Origin of the sequence: Sorangium sp. So ce204 (assembly GCF_051526795.1) — a bacterium.
Lineage (GTDB): Bacteria > Myxococcota_A > Polyangia > Polyangiales > Polyangiaceae > Sorangium > Sorangium cellulosum_B.
In genome coordinates, this window is the sequence record NZ_CP150317.1 from 1,478,963 (window position 1) to 1,496,385 (window position 17,423).

The window sequence follows — 17,423 nt, forward strand, 5'->3', positions numbered from 1 at the left end:
AGGCATTTCGTAGATCCTGATCACCACGCCCCGTACGCCACGAGACCGGCCTGTGTCGGCGTGACCGCCGGAACCAGCGCGAGTCGAGCTCTGGTCGGTTCAGCCTGTAGAAAAGAGAAGTCCGTGAAGAACGAAGCCAGGGTCGCAGCGCCCACGACACCGCTCGTCACCACCATCGCCGTGCCGAGCCCGGCGAAGAGATCTCGCTCTTGTCGGAGACCCTTCAGCTCGGAGCACGCGGAGGGTCTCGTCGCTTCCCGACACACCCCTTGAGAAACGCCGGCCGCGTCGAGCTTCGCGTTCCGCTCGTCCAGATCTCCGTCGGCGGTCATCGCGCGAACCATGAAGACCGCGCCGAGCGAGCCTGTCGCCACGGTCAACCCGATACCGGTGATGCGCAGGGGGCCAGGCCACGATGCCGAGGGGCTGTGCGGCCGGCTCCGCACAGCGGGCGAAGAGCTCAGGGCCTGCGGTGCTTCCTTCGGTGATCCTGGCGCGGTCTCCCGGGCGCTGCTCGCCGCCGTGCGGGGCAGCTGCATCGTGATCTCGTGCTCCGCGCCTGCCACGGCGAGGAACGAATGGAGCGCGTCCTCACGGCCCGGCGCGCGGGCCCGCACCATGTGTTTGCCCGGCGCGAAGAAGCGCGTGTAGGTCCGTGCAATCTCGCCGATGCGCTCGCCGTCGATGAGCACCTCGGCGTCGGGCGGATCGACCCCGAGCACGAGCGTCGCGATGTGCTTCGCTGCCTCGCGCTGTCCTGCCTCGAAACGCCGCCGGAGCGCGTCCGGCAGCGTCTCGCGCTGCTCCAGGCTCCTGGAGAGGTGCTCGGCCGCGTCGCGATACCTGCGCAGCGCGACCTCGCAAAGGCCGAGCTCACCGGCGAGCTCCGCGCGCTCTCGCTCGGTGCTTGTCGCGGGGTCCGCGGCCTCGAAAGCAGCCTTGTAGGCGGCGTGCGCCTCGACCCACAGCCCGGCATTGCGCGCTCTTTGACCGCGGCGAACATGGTCCTTCACCGATGAGCTGCCGCTCGGTTTCGCCTTCGCCTGAATGTCGTCCGCGCTGGCCGAGCGCGTGAGGCCTGTCGCGACCCCGAGCGCAAGGAAGATGGAGAGCGAATGCGCGATGCAACGCATCCAGCCACGCTAGTGATGCCGTCCTCTTGGCGTCAACCGACAGAAATCGCCAGATTGGGTCCGTTTTTGTGAGAATTTTCGGTCGGTTGGTGGAATGAGCTTAGCCGTCTGTCAGGTCTGGGTGAATGTGGTCAATTGTCCTACAATGGGGCATACTGTCCGACCAAAGTTGCTCGCCAGATCATTTCCGTGAAGCGTTTCGACCGGCTCACGTGTGCTGCGTACCGTGGACAAGCCAGCGACCGTCTCCCCCGGCTTCGAGCTCTTCCGGCGCCTCGCGCGGCGCCACGGGGTGCCGGCGCGAAACGCCGAGGATGTCGCCCAGGAAGCGCTGCTGCGGGGGCTGGAGGCCGACAAGCGGCTCGAACCGGGGGGAGACCCGGCCCCGTACCGCGTCACGATCGCCATCAACCAGGCGCGCAACCACGTCCGCGACGCGCGCTGCCGCGGCGAGGTGCTGACGTCGTTCGATGAAGGCGAGATCCGCGACGAGTGCCCCACGCCGGAAGAGCTGCTCCGGAGACGGCAGCAGGAAGAGCTCGCGCGGGAGCTGATAGACCAGCTCGATCCCAAGTACCGGGATCTGGTGATCAAGCATGATCTCCAGGAGGTCCCGCTCGCCGAGATCGCCGCCGAGCAGGGACTCCCGCTGGCCACGGTGAGGACGCGGCACTGGCGGGCGCACAAGGCGCTCCGGGTGCAGCGGGAGCGGTGGCAGGCGCAGGAGCGCTCGCAGGGAAGGGGCGATCGCGCCTTCCTGTCGCTCGCGCTGGGTTTCCGCCGTCACGCGTCGTGGGTGGCCTCGCTGCGCCATCTGGGCGTGAGGATCTTCGTTCAGTGCGCGATCGTCCTTCTGACCGGCGCGATCGTCTCCTCCGTGCCGCCCTTGGCCGACGTGGAATCATGGCTCGGGGCGGCGGCGGTCCGCGTGCCTGTCACCCCGCCCGCCGCGCAGGATGGTGTGGCGCCCCCTGCGCGAGACGGCGCGCATGGCGCCGCGGCGCCCGCCGCGTCGATCGCGCACGAGATCTCGTCGCCAAGGGCTCAAGGAAGCGCACGGGTGCAGGCGGCGGCGAGCAGCACGCCCGCTCCCTCGACAAGGACCAACGGCCGGCCCGTGTCTCCGGCGAGGGCGGGTCGACCGATCATCAGCGAGCATGAGAGGAGCCTGATCAACCAGGCCCGGAGGGCTGTCGAGGCCGGCGACGCCATGGCCGACGTCGAGGCGCTCCGGCTGCTGAACGCCCACGCGCGGGAGTTCCCCGATGGGCTGCTCGCCGCCGAGCGCGAGGCGCTTCTCCGACAGCTGCGCTGAGCCCTCGGCTGTCCTCTCACGGCAAGCAGGCGGTGACGCTGGTGATGTCTTCGGACAGCACAAGGCGACGATCGGCCTTGTTCCCGACAAGAACGGTCACGTCCAGGAAACGAAACGCGATGACTACGATGGAGGATGTGCTCCGTGCGATGTGGCTCATTTCGCCGCTCGGGCTCGCGATGATAGCCTGCGTCGCGATCGGCTTCGCGGTCACCGCGCGTGAAGCGCTGGGACGCGAGCGCGGGCTCCGCGAGGCGCGCGAGCACGCGCATGATGACGAGGTGGCAGCCCTCACCGATGCGAAGGAGCAGGCTGCGGGGGAGCGGGACCGATACCGGCGCCTGCTGGACTGCCACGTCGATGCGGCGCTCGCAGAGCTGACGAACGTCCGCGCGCGCCCCATCCCCGGGCCAGGCAGGGTCCTCGAGTCGTTCTGCGCGACGAACCCTTCGTGGAGGAGAAAGCTGGCCGAGAGCACGGGGCTATCGCCGAGGGAGGTGGAGCAGTTGCTAAGGAACGACCTTCCCATGACGCCCGGCCTTGCCCGGCAGCTGGAGCACGTCACAGGCACGCCCGCTCGGTACTGGGAGCGCCTGTGGCGGCTGCACGACGACTACCGGACGGACGCAGAGGAGACCGTGGTGATCCAGGTCGGCGAGCCCATCACCAGGCGCGAGAGCTCGGCGCTTCCGGCGTCGTCTCCGGCGCCGAGCTCGGTGCCGCCGCCTCCGCGCCCGTTACAGCGTGACGAAGCGGGGGCGAGCTCCACCGACGCGCCGGATTGGGAGGAAGCAGAGCGCTCTCCGCTGAACACGACACTTCCGGGAGTAGGGAGCCATGGGTGAGCGCCACCGCGCCTCGGATGTGGTGGACGTGGGCATGCGTCCCGAGGCACGCGTTACGTTCGATGCCATCGTGCAGCAAAGTTCGATGATCAGGGACAGGCTGCGCCGGCTCCAGGTTCCAGAGTGCGATCGCGACGATGTGATGCAGGATATCCTGCTCTCCGTATGGAGGACAGTCGAGGCGGGAGGGGTCCCCGCGCGCGAGCACCTGTCGATGAAGCAGGCGACGAGACGCTGGCTGGATGTGGTCGTGTGGCACCATACGGCGCACTACAGGAAGTTCCAGAATCGGTGGGAGAAAGGCCGCGATTCGTATGCACATTCGGCGATCGATGACCCTATGCCGTCACCGTTTGGGCAGGTGGCGGCGCGGCTCGGCCTCCGCCACTTGGAACGGATCGATCCTGCGCTGTGCGACGCCGTGGTGAACGTCGCTTTGGGGCTCACCGCGGAGGAGATCGCGGCCGAGCTCGATCAAAATCCGAGCACGATCCAGGAGCATCTGGCGCGCGGAAGAGAGCAGCTCTGGAGGGCGCTGCGCTTGAACGATGCCCGGACGCTGCCCGCCATCAGGAGCATGTTGGCGAGCATGCCGCCGCTTCGGGAGCCGAGCAGTGAGGGCTGACGTCTTGCTTTGGTAGCGGACGCCTTGGGCCTCGGTCACTCCAGATCAGGCCGCGCGCTGCCCATGCCGATGGCCCACGCCATCGTGTAGCGCGCGTTGATCTCGCAGCGCGGGTTCCAGCGCAGCGCGCCGCGCTCGTCCTCCCAGCGGAAGGCGTCGATCCCGAACGGCCCGAAATAGCCCGCGCCGGCGAGCGCCTGCCCCGCCTCGAGCGCGGCCTCGACGAGCCCCCGGCGCTCGCCGTCGCCGAGGTCGCCCTCGCCGGCCAGGGAGGCCCCGAGGTACGCCCCGTTCGCGTCGCAGCGCTGGACGCACGGATCGCCGAGGCGCACCGCGCCGCCGCGGGCGACGTGCCCGTGCAGCGAGAGGTCGCCGCGGCGCTCGACCCAGGGTTCGACCTGCAGGCCGCTGTCCGGCGACGCGGGATCGAGCGACGCGACGGCCCAGGGCCGCGCATCGGGCGGCAGCGCGCCGCGGGCGACCCGGCGCCGGCCGCGCCCGGCGAACCCGAACGGCCGCTTGAGCAGCCAGTGGCCCGTCGGCGTGGGCTCCGCGATCGCGGCCTCGAGCTCGGCCAGGGAGGCGACGTAGCGCGCGCCGGGCAGCGTCTGGCCGAGGTCCGCGCAGAACCTCCGGTGGTTGACGCGCCGGAGCACCTCGAGCGGCGGAGCCGCCGCGAGCGCGACGCCGGCGCGGCCGAGGAGGCGAAGGGCGCGGGGCGTGGGGCACCACGCGCGGCCGACGAGCGGCGTTCCAGGCGGCGCCGGGGGCACGAGGGGCGAGGCGAGCTCGGGGCTCAGCACGACGTCGCCGGGGTGCAGCAGGGCCGAGACGCGGCCGGCGAGCTCGGGCGCCCGGCCGGCTACCGCGGCGCGCGGGGTGTACCCCGCGGGGCGCGCCAGCTCCTCGTCGGCGTCGAAGTTCAGGATCCAGGCGCTCGCTCGGTCCATGAGGCCAGCGCGTCGAGGAACGGCTCGGAGAGGCCGGAGCGGCCGCGGTCGCGGCGGTTCATCGGATCCCCCCGCATGAGCAGCGGCGAGAGGGGCGGCGGGATGTGGCGCACCCACGCCTCGAAATCGCTCGCACCGGGCGGCGGCGCGACGTCATCCGGCCCGCGCGGCGCGGCTTCACCCGCGGCGGCCGGATCGCCTGCGGCAGACGTGGAAGGCGCCGCTTGGCCAGCGCTCCCGCTCGCCTGCGTGAAGCGGCGGAACCAGCGGACCCCGAAGCGCACGTGCGGGATCTCCTCGGCGCAGACCCGCTCGGTGAGCGCGGCGCCCTCGACGTCGCCGATGGCGCGGAAGCGCTCGGCGAAGCGCGCCGTGTGGTCGAGGTTGCCCCCCTCGAGGCCCATGCCCATCACGGCCACGAACTGCGCGGGCGACGCGGCGGCGGGCACCCGCGTCCAGAACCAGTCGCGCACCGGGAAGTCGCCGAAGCGGTGGTCGATCGCGGCGAGGTACGCGGCGTAGAGCCGCATGTGGCGCGCCTCGTCGAGCGCGATCCGGACGAGGCCGCCGCGGAAGGCGCGCGGCGTCTCGGGGAAGGCGAGCAGCGCCCACGCCATGAGCTCCGCCGCCTGGAGCTCGTGGTGCAGGAACGCGTGGAAGAGCTGCGCGCGCCGCGCCGGGTTGCGCAACGCCTCGGGCCCCGGGCTCTTCTGCGCGCGCTCCGAGATGCGCAGCGCGGCGGGCCGTCCAGGCCGCGCGAGGCGCCGCGGCGGGGCCGGCGCGGCGCCCGACGCCGACAGCGTGGCATCCGACTCCCAGAGGGAGGGCACGGGCGGCGGAGAGAGCTTGTGCTCGAGGTCGGTCGAGAGGACGTAATCCCAGGCCCAGCGCTCGACGGTGCCGGGCGGCGGCGGAGGCGGGTCGCTGGGCGGCGTGGCGGGAGACATCATGGCACGGCGGGGCAGGGGGGACGCCGCTCCCTACCACAGCTCGACGTCGCCGGCGGAACGCCGTGGCATCCGTTCGGAGAGCGCCCTCGTGCAGGCGTCCAATGTGGACTATTGTTGAATTTTATTCCGGACTTCCCGCCTTCGTGGCCGCATCCGGCGCCCGCCCACCGGGCGCACCCCGGCCGCGGGCAGCGGGGACGGCATGTCGGGCTCTCTCGGTGCCGGTGGGATTGCCTTCCGCACCGAGGGGTCGCGCTCGCGGCGCTCTCGTGGCTTTGGCGGGACGCTCGCGGTAGCGCCTGCGATCCGTCTCCTCGCCCGGGCGGCGCGCGCCCGCAGGAACCGCCGCGAGGGGGAGAATATTCCCCGATCCTCGCGGCCACCGCCGCGCAGCGTCGGGTCCTCGCGCTCGCGATGTCACGATGACAGTGGCCTCAATGATTCGACGACATTTTGCCGGGGAATAGGCCGGAGCCGCGACATTTGCGCGGAAATGGCCGCCGGAGCAGCGTGGCTTACGCCTTGCTCCAGGGAGATCGCATGAAGGCGGAGCGGCGTTCCCAGGCGGTCGACAGCAAGCGCGAGGAGCAGACGGTGCTGGTCATCGGGGGCAGCGGCGGCATGTCGAGCCGCTACCGCGATGTGGTCGAGAAGCACGGCTGGTCGCTGCGCCATTACGAGAACCGCGTGCCGCCGGGCGCGCGCCACGGCGTGGGGAGGATCGCGCTCATCGTGATCATGGTGACGATGGTCTCGCACGCGCTGCGCGACCAGATGCAGAGCCTCGCGGCGGATGGCGCCCCCGTCGTGTACCTGCGCAGCGCCTCCGTCTCGGCGCTGCGCGCCGTGATCGAGCAGCGCGCCGCCTGAGGAGAGGAGCCGCGGCGCCCCGCGTGACACGTCGAAGGGGCCCTGTCGAGGCGGCCCCGTCGAGGGTCACGTCCGTCGCGTCTCGACGCGGAACTGCCTTGTGGTCCATCCGTCACCCGGAGCGGACCTGGGGCGCACCTCGCGCAGCGTGTTCTCCTCCGCGTCGAGCGCCTCGCGCAGCCGGAAGAGCGCGTCGTTCGCGGCTGTGTCCCTCGTGGTCAGCGAACGGGTCACGGGCTTGTCGAGCGCCGGGTGCAGGAGCCACCAGAAATCGGTATCACCGAGGGTCGCGAAGATCTTGATGACGTCGAGCGACGAGCCACGTCCCTGGGAAAGGAAGAACTGCAACGCGAAATGGGCCTCCCCCCTCGCATCCACGGTGGAATACCGTCGCGTGGGGATCATGCGCCCCTCCGGCGGCGGTGGTTCGAGGGCGCGGATCCCCCAGTCATCGCCGAGATCGATGACGGCGACGTTGACCGGGCTGTTGCTCCCGTTCACGACGTGGACGAACACCCAGGTATCGGGCTTGATGACGTAGGCATCGCCGTCGGGCCTGATCACGGTCCCACCCTCGGCCGGCGCGCGCTCCGACCACCCCGGCGGCGGGGCGAGAAGCTCGACGTGGAGATCGTCCTTGAGCCCCGAGACCGGCTCGGCGACCTCCAGGATGGTCTGGCACCGGAGGAGATGCAGCAGCCGATCGACGACGATCGAGGCGGCGCCCGGTGCGCCGATCGCCACCGTCCCCACGTTGGGAATGGGCTTTCCCGACGGGTCCCAGAGCTCGTAACGACGATCCTTGTTGAGAGCGACCTGGTAGTGCGGTGTCCCGCCGGAGAGGAGCTCGAGGAACCCTCGCCCTCTCGCCTCGATCGCCGCTCCCACGGCGCCGAGCGCCTGCGCCTGATCGATCTCGGGCGGCAGGTCGTCCCGGTGAAAGAGATTGACTGCGCGCCGAAGCTCGATGGATCCCACGTCCTCGAGGAGCGTGGGGGCGCCCAGCTCGACGGAATCGATCGCGGCGCCCTCCTCCAGCGACGCCCAGCTCTCCACGGCCATCATCGTGTCGACGACGGCCGCGCCCACGCGCAGGTTGGGCTGCGTGAAGTCTGTCGTCCCTGGGGAGAAAATCCCGAACTTCGCGCCCACGTGGGTCCCCGTCGCTAGACCTGCGCTCAGCCTCACTCTCCGGTTCGGAGCGTCGATCTCGTTGACCATCACGGTGCTCACGACGGGCCGCAGCTCGGCCCCGAAGACCTGGCGCTGCCCCTGACCCAGGAGCTGGGGGGTCTGCGACGAATACTTGCTGTGCACGCTCGCGAGCACGCGCTCGTAGAGCGCCTTCCAGGTCTGGTCTTTGCCGAGCCCTTCCAGCGCCTCGAGGAAGGCCGCGGTCAGCACGCCAGTCGACCTGCCGCCGTCCAGGCGCACCTCCAGCGCGGTCTCCACGTCGCGGCATGCCGCAAGAAGCACATAGTCCCTGGCCTCGGGGAGCCAGGTGGTGGCGGTCGCGGCGCGGCGGCCAGCGCCCGTCGCTTCGAGCCGCTTCCACGCGGCGCACAGCTCATCGTCGGAGGCCACGCCGTCCGTCGGGCGCTCCGTGGTGTCGAGCGTGGGATCCGCGCCCCCGCGGGCGCCCGTCGCGCACCGCGGCGCGATGTTGACTCCACGCGTCGCGCCGCCGGAATGGCAGCTGTCGAGCACGACGGTCACGGTCGCCTGCCTGTTCCTCGTGAGCGCGTCGAGGTAATAGGCGATGTCGAGATCGCGGAGGTAACGCGAGCCGTCACCGATGTCCGTCGGCACGAGCGTCTCGTCGAACCCACCGGGCTTCAGGTCGGTGAACTTCGTGAGTACGCGGCCCCCGTGGCCGGAGTAGTGAATGTACACGTGGTCGCCCGGCTGCGTGCGGGCGAGCAGCCCATCCAGCGCGGCTTTGATGTTCCTGTACGTAGGCCAAGCGCTCTCCGGCCCACCGGGCCTGTCGTCCCCGACGTTCGGCGCCAGGAGCGTCTTGATGTCGTGCGGCATGGTGATCCGGGCGCGCAGGACCTTCTCGACGCGGTCGACGTCGCTCACGCAGCCGCGCAGCGACATGTACGTCGCGTCATTCGGGAGCCTGTTCAGAGCATAGAAATCGATGCCGATGAGCAGCGCCCGGAAGGTCGGGCTCGCCCCCCGCGGTTCGCTGAACCCCGTGTCGTCGGATTCGGAGCTGCGTCGGTCGTTCATGAGGCTCCTCGAATGGGGGCCATCAGGGCCGGGCCCCCGCGCAGGCGCGGCCGCAGGTCAGCTGGGGTAAGCGGCCTTGATGAATTCGATGTCCCGTCTTGATAGCTTGTTGTTCGACTTGGTCCCTACTCCGTTCCGCGTGAGCGCCGCGGGGAAGCCGTAGAGCATGATCGAGTCCGGGTCGAACTGTGTCCCGATCAGGATATTCGCCGAATATTTCTCGATGACGTTGCGGTACGTCCTCTCCCGGGGCCAGTTGTTCGGCGGGCCGGAGAAGTATCTGTAGACCGCCTCCTCGTTCCACTGGATGCCGCCCTGCGGGTTCTGGTGCTCGTGGATGGCGCCGAGCGCGTGGCCGAACTCGTGGATCGTGACGCGCGAGTACTCCGCGTCGTCGGTGTTGTCGCGCAGCCACCCGAAGTTCATCGTGGGCTGGTGGAGCGGAAAATACTGCTGTACCAGCGCGTCCGTGCCGAGCGCCGACCACGAGCCCCGGTCGGCGTAGAATGAGATCCGGATCTCTGAGTAATCCGAATCGTCGAAGTCGAAGGTGATGTTGGCGTAGCGCGTCCACTCCCGGGCATAGTGAGCGACCTTTTGCCGCATCGTGGCCGATCCGTCGAGGAAACGGATCCTCAGGCGCTTGCCGGGGCGCCACCGCTTCTGCGCGATGAGCGCGATACGCTCTGTCGGCTGGAGCTTCGGATCGTTCGGATCGAGGTTCGGGTCTACCTCGTTCGCCGGATTCTCCTGCACGGCGATCCGCCTCGCCGTCTCCTCCAGCGCGAGCGGCAGCGGCCGATCGAAGCAGAGATGGATGGATTCTTCTGTCGTGCCCATGGGCATTCCTCTGTCCTTCTCGGAGGGCGGGCGCGTGGCGGCCGTACGGCGCGATACCCTCCGGCTCATCACGCCGCACCGCGTACACCATAGTTCGGTGGAGCTTCGCCGCAATCTGTTGTCGCTGCCGAACGTCGATAAATGGTGGGCCCTCGGCTCGCCAGATCTGGGAATATTGCTATTTGTTCGCTGCCAAGAAGCTCCATGCCTCGTTCTCATAGCCGGGAGGAGCGCCAGAGTGGAGGTACCTGGTGTAGGCCATCGCCGCCTCCCCCCGGATGTCGCTCTCGGCGCGGGCGCGGAGCGCCCTGCCCAGATAAAGAAACGCAGCGGAGTGCGCGGAATCGCGCTGCGTTACCCAGCGCAGCTCGCTCACGGCGCGGTCCAGGTCACGCCGGCTCTTGAAGAACACGCGGCCAAGGTGATAGTGCGCCGCCGTCGACTGCGCCCCCTCATTCTCCCGGATGAACGCCTCGAGCGCCTCGATGCTCTCCTTGTGTTTTTCGAGCGCGGCGTACGCGATCCCGCGCCATAGCAGGTTGTTGGGTATGTCAGCGCGCTCGAGCACGGCGAGCGCGCGGCGGGCAGGCTCGCGATCGAGGTTCACGAGGCACGCGCGGGCGCTGTCCAGGAGCCGGTCGTCGAACGCGAGCTCGTCCATCCCCTCCCCGGTGACGTGCACGTTCATCGTCGTCGGAATCGCCCCGAACAACCCCCGCCACGTCAGCGCGGCCGGCTGGGCCGTCTTGAGCGCCTTGACGATCTCATGGGTCAATAGACCGTGCACCGCATCGCCGGAGCCGGGCGACGACAGCGCCATCGCCTCCTCGACCTTCGGCCGCTCCTCGCTGACCCTCGCCATGTTGATGGATCCGTTGAGCGCGGTCAACCTGCCGACCCGAGGGGGGGAGTCGAAGTACCGGCGAGCGCTCTGGGCGCGTCCGAGCGGGACCGGCGGCGTATCCGCCTCGACGTACCTCGCCCCTTCCGGGGACGCCCTGCTCGTCCAGCCGGCGTCCACGATGGTGACGAGGGGTGTCGAGCCCCGACCGGCGAGCTCGTCGAGCTCGCGAAGCGCGATGTCGATCACGCCGTCGCTCCGCCCGTCCGCGCTCACGATCGTGGGATGACCGCTCGCGTTGAAGGAGCCGTTGCCGGCGAAATAGAAGAGCGTGGCCGACTCCTCTGGCTTCGCGGCGAGCTCCTTGAACGCCGCGAGGATCGCGGCGCGGCTCGCGGCGCCGTCGAGGAGCAAGCGCACGTTCTCTGGCAGAAACCCGTACCCATCGATGAGCACCTGAAACAGCGCGCGCGCGTCGTTGACCGCGCCCCGCGGACGGGGTACCCCCGGATGGCCGTACGCGTCGATTCCGACGAGGAGCGCGAAGCGATTGCCGCGCTCGAGCCGCGCGACCAGCGATGTCACGTCGTCCGCCAGCGGCGCGTGGGCTGGTGGGGTAAAGGCGCTGAGATACCCACGGAGCGAGCCCGCCGCGGCCTCCCGCTGTCCAGCGCCGATCTGGGCGACGGCGACCGCCATGAACGCCTCCGGCGCGGACGGCGCGCGCGCGCGCACGGACAAGGCCAGCGCCTCGGCCGCCCGGACGTACGCTCCTTGTTCGAGGAAGGCGCGCCCGGCCGCGTAGTGCAGGTCGGGCGGCGCCGCGGGGAACGCGCGGAGGATCGCGTCGTAGCGCACCTCGAGATCCTGGCGCGCGAACCCGTCGAAGCGCCGCCGCCGGCTCAGCTCGAAGAGCGTGAGGTGCCCGATGCTCACCGGCTCGAGGCGCTCGGACATCGATCCTGTCCCGCTCAGGTGCGGCGCTTGCTCCCGCGCGTCCAGGTGGGTCTGCATGCGCCTCGCGATCTCGTCCCTGAGCTCTTCGAGCGTGGTGCTCGGCGTCGCCGTCTTGAGCTGTTCGACCAGCGCCCATGAGAAGAGCCCGCGGCGGCCGTAGCGCTCATCGATGTGCACCGTCGAAGCCTGCCTTCCGGCGCAGGCCCCGAACAGGGCCGCGTAGGATGCATCGCGGGCGAGGTCGAGCAGCTTCGGCGGCGCGTCGGTGTCCATGATGAGCGTCTTGCGCCGCGAGCGGATGCGTTGGAGCGCCCTGTGAATCTCGTCCGGCGTGATCGACGGTACGGCGTCCCCGGCGCCCGCTGCCGGGTCGAGGCTGCCGACGCGGTACGAGCGGATCGCGTCGTCTAGGAGGGGCGAGAAGCCTCGGCAGCCGCTGTAGAAGACGACCACCGCGTCGTCCCCGGTCGCGGAACGGACGAGCTTCTCCAGCGCGCCCAGGATGCCGTCTCGGGTGGCATCAGGCCCGCAGAGCAAGATCACGTCGTCGTCGGCGAAGCGCCACCGGTCGAGCAAGACCTCGCGAAGCGAGCGCGCGTCGTTCGCCTCCACCTCGTCGTCGTCCGTTCCCTGGCCAGCGTGGCCGACGCCGATCAACAGCGCGCGCCGGGTTCCCGCGGTCGTGCGGCGCGCCGGGGCCTCCAGGAGATCGCGCGCGAAGGCCGCTCGCGGATCGCCGGGGTTCTTGGCGAGGAAGGACTCGATAGATTGCTTCGCGGCGCTCGCGCCGTGAGCCCTCGCGAGCGCGACGCCCAGGTAGTAAGCCGACTCGACCGCTCCGGTTTCGCCCCGGCTCACCACGGCCTGAAACGCCGGGATGGCGCGGTCGCAGTCGCCGGCGTCGAGGCGCGCGAGACCCAGGTCCACCGTGTTGTCGACGAAGAGCTCGCTGGCCACGTCCAGGCTGACTCGATCGCCCAGGTACCGCGCGATGTCAGCGAGATCGCGGCCGAGCGCCTGCCGTTCCTCGTTGTCGAGCGTCGCCCGCCAGGCGAGGGGCAGGTTGTTATCGAAGCCGTTTCCGCTGATCCATGGGTGTTGCGGTGTGGGCTCCGTGGCGGCTATCACATTCTTGCTCACATAATCGTAGAGGCTGCTCACCGTCACCTTGCCGGTGTCCTCCTCGGCGGCATCGCCGCCGAGCCCTTTGAGCAGGAAGTGCGTGAAGACGCCGTGGCCGCCGTCCCACTGGGCGCCTTCTTGCGCTGCCTCGTTCGCCCGCGTGGACGAGATCGTCGCGATCCCGGCCTGTGCCTTGCTGAGCGCCTCGGCTTGCTGGTTCATCACCTCGCCCGCGCTGAGGCTCCGCGCTCGTGTCGAACCACCGATCGGCGAACCGTGGCAGACATCGACCAGGATGACCCCTCGTTCGGCCAGTACATAGTCGTTCAGGGCGTTCTGCACCTCTCGCATCGGCAGGGCCGTGGACCCGATGTCTTTGGGGTCGGTGTCCCATGTGATCAGATAGAAGATGTTGCCCCGAGCTCCCACGTCCGGCTGGCCGTGGCACGCGAAGTAGAGGAGGATGATATCGTCCCTGGCAGCTTTTTTAAGGAAGCTCCGGAGCGCCCAGGTGACCTTGGCCGTCGTCGCTTGCTCGTTGAGCAAAAGCTGGACGTTGTCCCTCTTGAAGCCGCAGCTCTCCGTGAGGATCTTGTCCAGGTCTTCGGCGTCGCGAGCTGCGTAGTTCAGGTTGAGGCTCGCGTCCTTGTACCTGGAGATCCCCACGACCACCGCCCACTTCTCCGCATAGGTGCCGTAGATGGAAGGGCTGACCGGCCGCACGTTCCGGTCGAACGGAGGCTCGATTGCGGTGCTCCTCTCGCGATCTGCCATTGGGTCGCTCGTCACCCTCGAACCGTCGGAGGTCTACTCGTCTTCTCGTGCGCTCGCGTGTCCGTCGCTGCGAGGAACAGGTCCGGGAGGAGGTGGCAACGGCCGCTCGGTGCTGCTCGCCGCGTGCTCGGATCGTGCGTGGCCATGCAGCCTCCGATGACCCGGCGCCGCTGCGCGTCGCCCTCGGCCTCAGGTGGGGCGGGCGGCGCGGAGCAGCCTGGCTCTGGAGGCGTCGCGAGCTTTCCCGCGGGTCGCCGGAGACGCCGTCGGGCCACGAGACCCTGCGGATGCGCGCGAAGCCCGACGAGACGAGGGCTTCGCGAGGCGCGGGGAGGAGCCGCGCGCCGGAGCGCGCCGCGCCGGGGTGCCCTCAGCGCACGCCGACGAGGCGCTGCATCAGGCGCTGGAACTCGGGGACCGAGAGGTCGATGTGCTCGACGACGCGGCCGTAGAGCGTGGCCGTGGGCACGTTGCGGCCGTTGAACTCCTTCTCGAGCTCGGAGAGCTTCCACAGGATGATGCGCTCGGCGCGGGTCAGGCCGTCGCGCACGTCCGGGAGCTCATCGAGCGGGGATCGCCTCGGGGGCATGGTCGGGCTCCGATCTAGGCTTCGTGGGCCGCGCTCACTGCACGACGCCGAGCACGCGCTGCTGGCGCGCGAGCTCCGCCGCGTTCTTGAGCGCCTCGAACAGCTCGCGCGACGCCGGCAGCCCCCGGATGACGAGCTCGGGATCGCTCGCGTCCTTCGTGAACACGCGGATCTCCGCGACGTCGAGCAGCCGCTGCATGAACGTCTGGCGGAGGTCGATGTCGAGCACCCGCCAGAGCTGCAGGGTCTCGATCCGGCGCGTGAGCAGGCCGGCCTCGTAGTCGATCGTGCGATCGGTGATCTTGTAGCGGAGGCTCTTGCGCTTCCAGTGCAGGATGCCGAGCCAGATGAGGCCCACGAGGACGAGCGAGAGCACGCTCGCCGCCACGTAGGACCAGAACCACGCCTTCCAGCTCGGAGTCCCCTCGAACAGGACGCGCGCCGCGCCCGGCGCGGGGGCGAGCGCGCCGCCGGCGTGGGGGGTGGGGGCGAGCGCGCCGCCGGCGGGGGTGGCAGGGGCGAGCGGCGCGGCGGGGGCCGCGGCCACCGGCGCTCGCTCGTCGAGCATGCTGCCGCAGAATCGGCACTTGATCGCGGCGTCCTGGATCTGCTCCGCGCAGAAGGGGCAGGGCTTCACCCCGACGATTCTAGTCGACATCCCGGGCGTGAGATCCACGGCAACCACCAAGCTTCGCGCCGCGTTGTCCTACATCCGAACATTTACGTGGTCGTAAACGTTCACGTTGCCCCGCGGCCCTCGGCGGCGAGCGCCTCCTTCCCCGCGCGCCCTAGCCGCCGGATCGCCGCCTCCCTCCGCAGGGCCTCCCCCCTGTCGGCCGCCGCCTCGACGTGGACCACCGCGAGCGGCCCCCGTCCGCGCGTGTACCGCGCCCCGCGCCCCGCCGCGTGCTGCGCGAAGCGCGCCTCCACGTCGCGGGCGATCCCCGTGTAGAACGACCCATCGCCGCAGCGCAGGATGTAGACGTGCCAGCCCGCCGTCACTCCTTCGGCCCCTCGTTGTAGCCGCGCGGCCGGTACTTCGGGTCCACTCCGCCGTGCGTCGCGCCGTTGTCGAGCGTGTCGGTCGCGAGGTACGCGAGCCACGTTCCGGGGTGCTCCTCCGCGAGCCGCCTGAGCTCCGCGTCGTGCGCCGCGAGCCGCTGCTCGTCGTGCAGGCACTGCAGCGCGAGCGCGATCAGGCTCAGCTCGTTCGGGCCGAGCTCCATGCCGCGCTGGTAGTGCGGGAAGGCCTCGTCGGGGCGGTGCATCCGGCAGAGCGTGTCGCCCGTGTACACGTGCGCCATCGGCCACGTCGGGGCGAGCTCCATCGCGATCTTGCTCTCGGCGAGGCGGGCCTCCAGGTCGCCGCGGGCGCCCTTCATCACCGAGTAGTTGAGGTGCGCCTTGGCGCTGTTCGGGACCGCCTCCTTCGTCGCCGCCCAGAAATCGAGGTCGTTGCGGTAGTCCATCGCGTGCCGGTAGGCCTGGGCGCACTGGAAGCCGAAGAAGAGGACGAACAGCGCCGGCGTCACCCACGCCCGCCACGACCAGCGCGCGCGCGGCGTGAGGGTCGAGCCCGCGAGCGCCTCGTGGAGCCACGAGAAGGCGACGGCGAGCACGAGCGACGAGCCGATGGCCGGGAAGTACCAGAAGCGCTCGGCGCGCACCGTCGGCAGGACGACCGGGATGTTCGAGTGCGGGAAGTAGCTCACCACGACCCAGGTCAGCCCGATCGCCGCGATGCACAGCCCCGCGTAGCCGCGGCGCAGCGGCACCCAGGCGCTCCTGTCCGCCGTCGCCGGGCAGGGCAGGGGGCGCGCGCCCTCGACGAGCAGCCCGAGCCCGAGGAGGAACGCGGGCAGGAACGGCAGCGGCCAGAGCACGAGCGGCAGCGCCCGGAGCAGCGGAACGCGCCCCGCCGGGCGGAGCACGTGCCAGTCGTACGCCGCGAGCCCCGCCGCCGCGACCGCGAGCAGCGCCCCCGCGAGGAGCAGCGGCCACCTCCGCGACGTCGCCTGGCCGCCGTCCACAAGGAAGGCGGCGCGCACCGAGCGCCGCTCGCGCCGCTCCAGGTGCTCGCGGCGGAGGGCCGCGATCCAGAGCGCGAGCGAGCCGAGCGGGGGCAGCACCATCATCGCGGCGCCGGCGACGCTGCCGAAGAAGACAAGCCTGTCCGGCACCGGCTCCTGCGGGTACGAGTAGTCGCCGCTCAGCGTCCACGGGAACACGATCTGGGTGAGGCCCCGCCAGTAGACGCGCAGCGCGCCGGCGATCCGGTGCGGCATGTCCGCGGCGCCGAGCGGGTTGTTGAGCGGATCGCGCGGCAGGGGCGCCTGGTGGAACCAGACGAGCGCCTCGTGGAGCGCGCGCTTCACGAGCGGCGCGCCCTCGGGGAGCGGCGCGGCGAGCTCGGCCGGCATGGGCGCGGGGAACCAGCGCCGCCGGAGCTCGACGTAGAGCACGAACGCCGCGCCCGCGGCGAGCAGCGCGAGCAGCGCCCGGACGAACCGCGCCGGCCGCGTGGGGTGGGTGAGCGGCGCGGCGATCAGCGCGGCGAACGGGACGAGCGGCACACAGACGAGCGCGCTCTCCTTGGAGAAGAGGCCGAAGAGCACGGCCGCGAACACGCCGAACGGCATCGCCCACGCGGGCAGCGCGAGGGCGGCGAGGGCGGCGATCGCCCCCATGCCCCCGAGCACGTCGGCGATGCCCACGATGCCGCTCACCGCCTCGGTGAGCACCGCGCAGCCGACGAAGAGCAGCCCGCTGAGGTACGCGAGCCCGCGCCGCCGCGTGAGCCAGAACGTGACGCACGTGAGCAGCGCGCCGTTCACCGCGTGGAAGAGGACGTTGTAGAAGTGGTGGAAGAACGGCTGCTTCGTGACCGCCCAGATCGTCCGCCAGAGGAAGTTCGGCAGCGGGCGGTAAGAGCCGACGCTCCGGTCGGGCGGCAGCCCCCAGAAATCGCGGTGGATCGCGTCGAGGAAGCCGATCCCGCCCTTCGCGTTCACGTACGGGTTGGCGAGCAGCGCCTCCTGCTCGTCGAAGATGTAGTTCGTCGACGGTGCGCGCGTGAAGAGGATGACCGCGACAAGCGCGAGCGGCGCGATCGCGGAAAGGAAGGTCGGGTCGAGCGCGAGGAAGTAGTCGCGCACGCGCCGCGCGGCGTCCCCGAGGAAGGACGGCGCGGCGGGCGGCCCTGCCGACGGCGGTAGTCCGGAGGACGGCGGCGGGCCGAAGGACGGCGGCGGCCCTGCCGACGGCGGCGGCCCGGAGGACGGCGGCCCGTACGGCGTCGTCGTGTCGTCGTCGAGCGCGCTGGACATGGGGTCGCGCGCGGCGGCAGGGGACGGGGGCGGATAGGTCACGCCGCGCCC

14 protein-coding genes are annotated in these 17,423 nt (G+C 70.5%); 4 read left to right on the forward strand and 10 right to left on the reverse strand.

Annotated features, from left to right (window positions below):
* Positions 1-20: 20 nt before the first annotated feature.
* Positions 21-1,133, reverse strand: coding sequence for a hypothetical protein (locus tag WMF22_RS05370; protein WP_438035068.1), 1,113 nt, complete (start codon positions 1,131-1,133; stop codon positions 21-23).
* Positions 1,134-1,359: 226 nt separating this feature from the next.
* Here WMF22_RS05370 and WMF22_RS05375 point away from each other — a divergent pair, with 226 nt between their 5' ends.
* From WMF22_RS05375 to WMF22_RS05385, 3 genes are all read left to right on the forward strand, one after another.
* A complete protein-coding gene (locus tag WMF22_RS05375; RefSeq protein WP_437298034.1) occupies positions 1,360-2,448 on the forward strand; it encodes an RNA polymerase sigma factor in 1,089 nt (362 codons plus the stop codon).
* 149 nt (positions 2,449-2,597) lie between these two features.
* Positions 2,598-3,293 carry a helix-turn-helix transcriptional regulator gene (locus WMF22_RS05380; protein WP_438035069.1) on the forward strand — a complete coding sequence of 232 codons (696 nt, stop codon included), beginning with the start codon at positions 2,598-2,600 and terminating at the stop codon, positions 3,291-3,293.
* Entirely contained in the window at positions 3,286-3,918 is a 633-nt protein-coding gene (locus tag WMF22_RS05385) for an RNA polymerase sigma factor (RefSeq protein ID WP_438035070.1), read from the forward strand. The genes WMF22_RS05380 and WMF22_RS05385 overlap by 8 nt, the downstream gene beginning before the upstream one ends.
* Positions 3,919-3,953: 35 nt before the next feature.
* Here WMF22_RS05385 and WMF22_RS05390 read toward each other — a convergent pair whose 3' ends face one another.
* Both WMF22_RS05390 and WMF22_RS05395 read right to left on the reverse strand, forming a co-directional pair.
* Entirely contained in the window at positions 3,954-4,868 is a 915-nt protein-coding gene (locus tag WMF22_RS05390) for a hypothetical protein (protein WP_438035071.1), read from the reverse strand.
* Positions 4,841-5,818, reverse strand: a complete 978-nt coding sequence (locus tag WMF22_RS05395; protein WP_438035072.1) for a ferritin-like domain-containing protein — start codon at positions 5,816-5,818, stop codon at positions 4,841-4,843. Before WMF22_RS05395 ends, WMF22_RS05390 begins: the two co-directional genes overlap by 28 nt.
* A gap of 510 nt (positions 5,819-6,328) precedes the next feature.
* On the opposite strand from WMF22_RS05395, the gene WMF22_RS05400 reads away from it, so the two are divergent.
* Positions 6,329-6,688 carry a DUF2325 domain-containing protein gene (locus tag WMF22_RS05400; protein WP_438035073.1) on the forward strand — a complete coding sequence of 120 codons (360 nt, stop codon included), beginning with the start codon at positions 6,329-6,331 and terminating at the stop codon, positions 6,686-6,688.
* A gap of 66 nt (positions 6,689-6,754) precedes the next feature.
* Here WMF22_RS05400 and WMF22_RS05405 read toward each other — a convergent pair whose 3' ends face one another.
* The 7 genes from WMF22_RS05405 to WMF22_RS05435 all read right to left on the reverse strand — a co-directional run bounded on the left by WMF22_RS05405 (position 6,755) and on the right by WMF22_RS05435 (position 17,414).
* Positions 6,755-8,923, reverse strand: a complete 2,169-nt coding sequence (locus tag WMF22_RS05405; RefSeq protein ID WP_438035074.1) for a caspase family protein — start codon at positions 8,921-8,923, stop codon at positions 6,755-6,757.
* A gap of 57 nt (positions 8,924-8,980) precedes the next feature.
* The gene (locus WMF22_RS05410) at positions 8,981-9,763 is read right to left on the reverse strand and encodes a M12 family metallopeptidase (protein ID WP_438035075.1); all 783 of its coding nucleotides are present in this window, start codon (positions 9,761-9,763) and stop codon (positions 8,981-8,983) included.
* A gap of 178 nt (positions 9,764-9,941) precedes the next feature.
* Positions 9,942-13,457, reverse strand: a complete 3,516-nt coding sequence (locus tag WMF22_RS05415; RefSeq protein WP_438035076.1) for a caspase family protein — start codon at positions 13,455-13,457, stop codon at positions 9,942-9,944.
* 370 nt (positions 13,458-13,827) lie between these two features.
* Entirely contained in the window at positions 13,828-14,046 is a 219-nt protein-coding gene (locus tag WMF22_RS05420) for a hypothetical protein (protein WP_012233609.1), read from the reverse strand.
* Positions 14,047-14,080: 34 nt separating this feature from the next.
* Positions 14,081-14,704, reverse strand: a complete 624-nt coding sequence (locus tag WMF22_RS05425; RefSeq protein ID WP_438035077.1) for a PH domain-containing protein — start codon at positions 14,702-14,704, stop codon at positions 14,081-14,083.
* Positions 14,705-14,784: 80 nt separating this feature from the next.
* Positions 14,785-15,048, reverse strand: coding sequence for a GIY-YIG nuclease family protein (locus WMF22_RS05430; protein WP_438035078.1), 264 nt, complete (start codon positions 15,046-15,048; stop codon positions 14,785-14,787).
* On the reverse strand, positions 15,045-17,414 hold the full coding sequence (locus tag WMF22_RS05435; protein ID WP_438035079.1) for a tetratricopeptide repeat protein: 2,370 nt from the start codon (positions 17,412-17,414) through the stop codon (positions 15,045-15,047). The genes WMF22_RS05430 and WMF22_RS05435 overlap by 4 nt, the downstream gene beginning before the upstream one ends.
* Positions 17,415-17,423: the final 9 nt, after the last annotated feature.

Coding starts and splice junctions, on each gene's coding strand:
- WMF22_RS05370 (WP_438035068.1), bottom strand. CDS start 1,133: ATGCGTTGCATCGCGCATTCGCTCTCCATCTTCCTTGCGCTCGGGGTC.
- WMF22_RS05380 (WP_438035069.1), top strand. CDS start 2,598: ATGTGGCTCATTTCGCCGCTCGGGCTCGCGATGATAGCCTGCGTCGCG.
- WMF22_RS05385 (WP_438035070.1), top strand. CDS start 3,286: ATGGGTGAGCGCCACCGCGCCTCGGATGTGGTGGACGTGGGCATGCGT.
- WMF22_RS05390 (WP_438035071.1), bottom strand. CDS start 4,868: ATGGACCGAGCGAGCGCCTGGATCCTGAACTTCGACGCCGACGAGGAG.
- WMF22_RS05395 (WP_438035072.1), bottom strand. CDS start 5,818: ATGATGTCTCCCGCCACGCCGCCCAGCGACCCGCCTCCGCCGCCGCCC.
- WMF22_RS05405 (WP_438035074.1), bottom strand. CDS start 8,923: ATGAACGACCGACGCAGCTCCGAATCCGACGACACGGGGTTCAGCGAA.
- WMF22_RS05410 (WP_438035075.1), bottom strand. CDS start 9,763: ATGGGCACGACAGAAGAATCCATCCATCTCTGCTTCGATCGGCCGCTG.
- WMF22_RS05415 (WP_438035076.1), bottom strand. CDS start 13,457: ATGGCAGATCGCGAGAGGAGCACCGCAATCGAGCCTCCGTTCGACCGG.
- WMF22_RS05420 (WP_012233609.1), bottom strand. CDS start 14,046: ATGCCCCCGAGGCGATCCCCGCTCGATGAGCTCCCGGACGTGCGCGAC.
- WMF22_RS05425 (WP_438035077.1), bottom strand. CDS start 14,704: ATGTCGACTAGAATCGTCGGGGTGAAGCCCTGCCCCTTCTGCGCGGAG.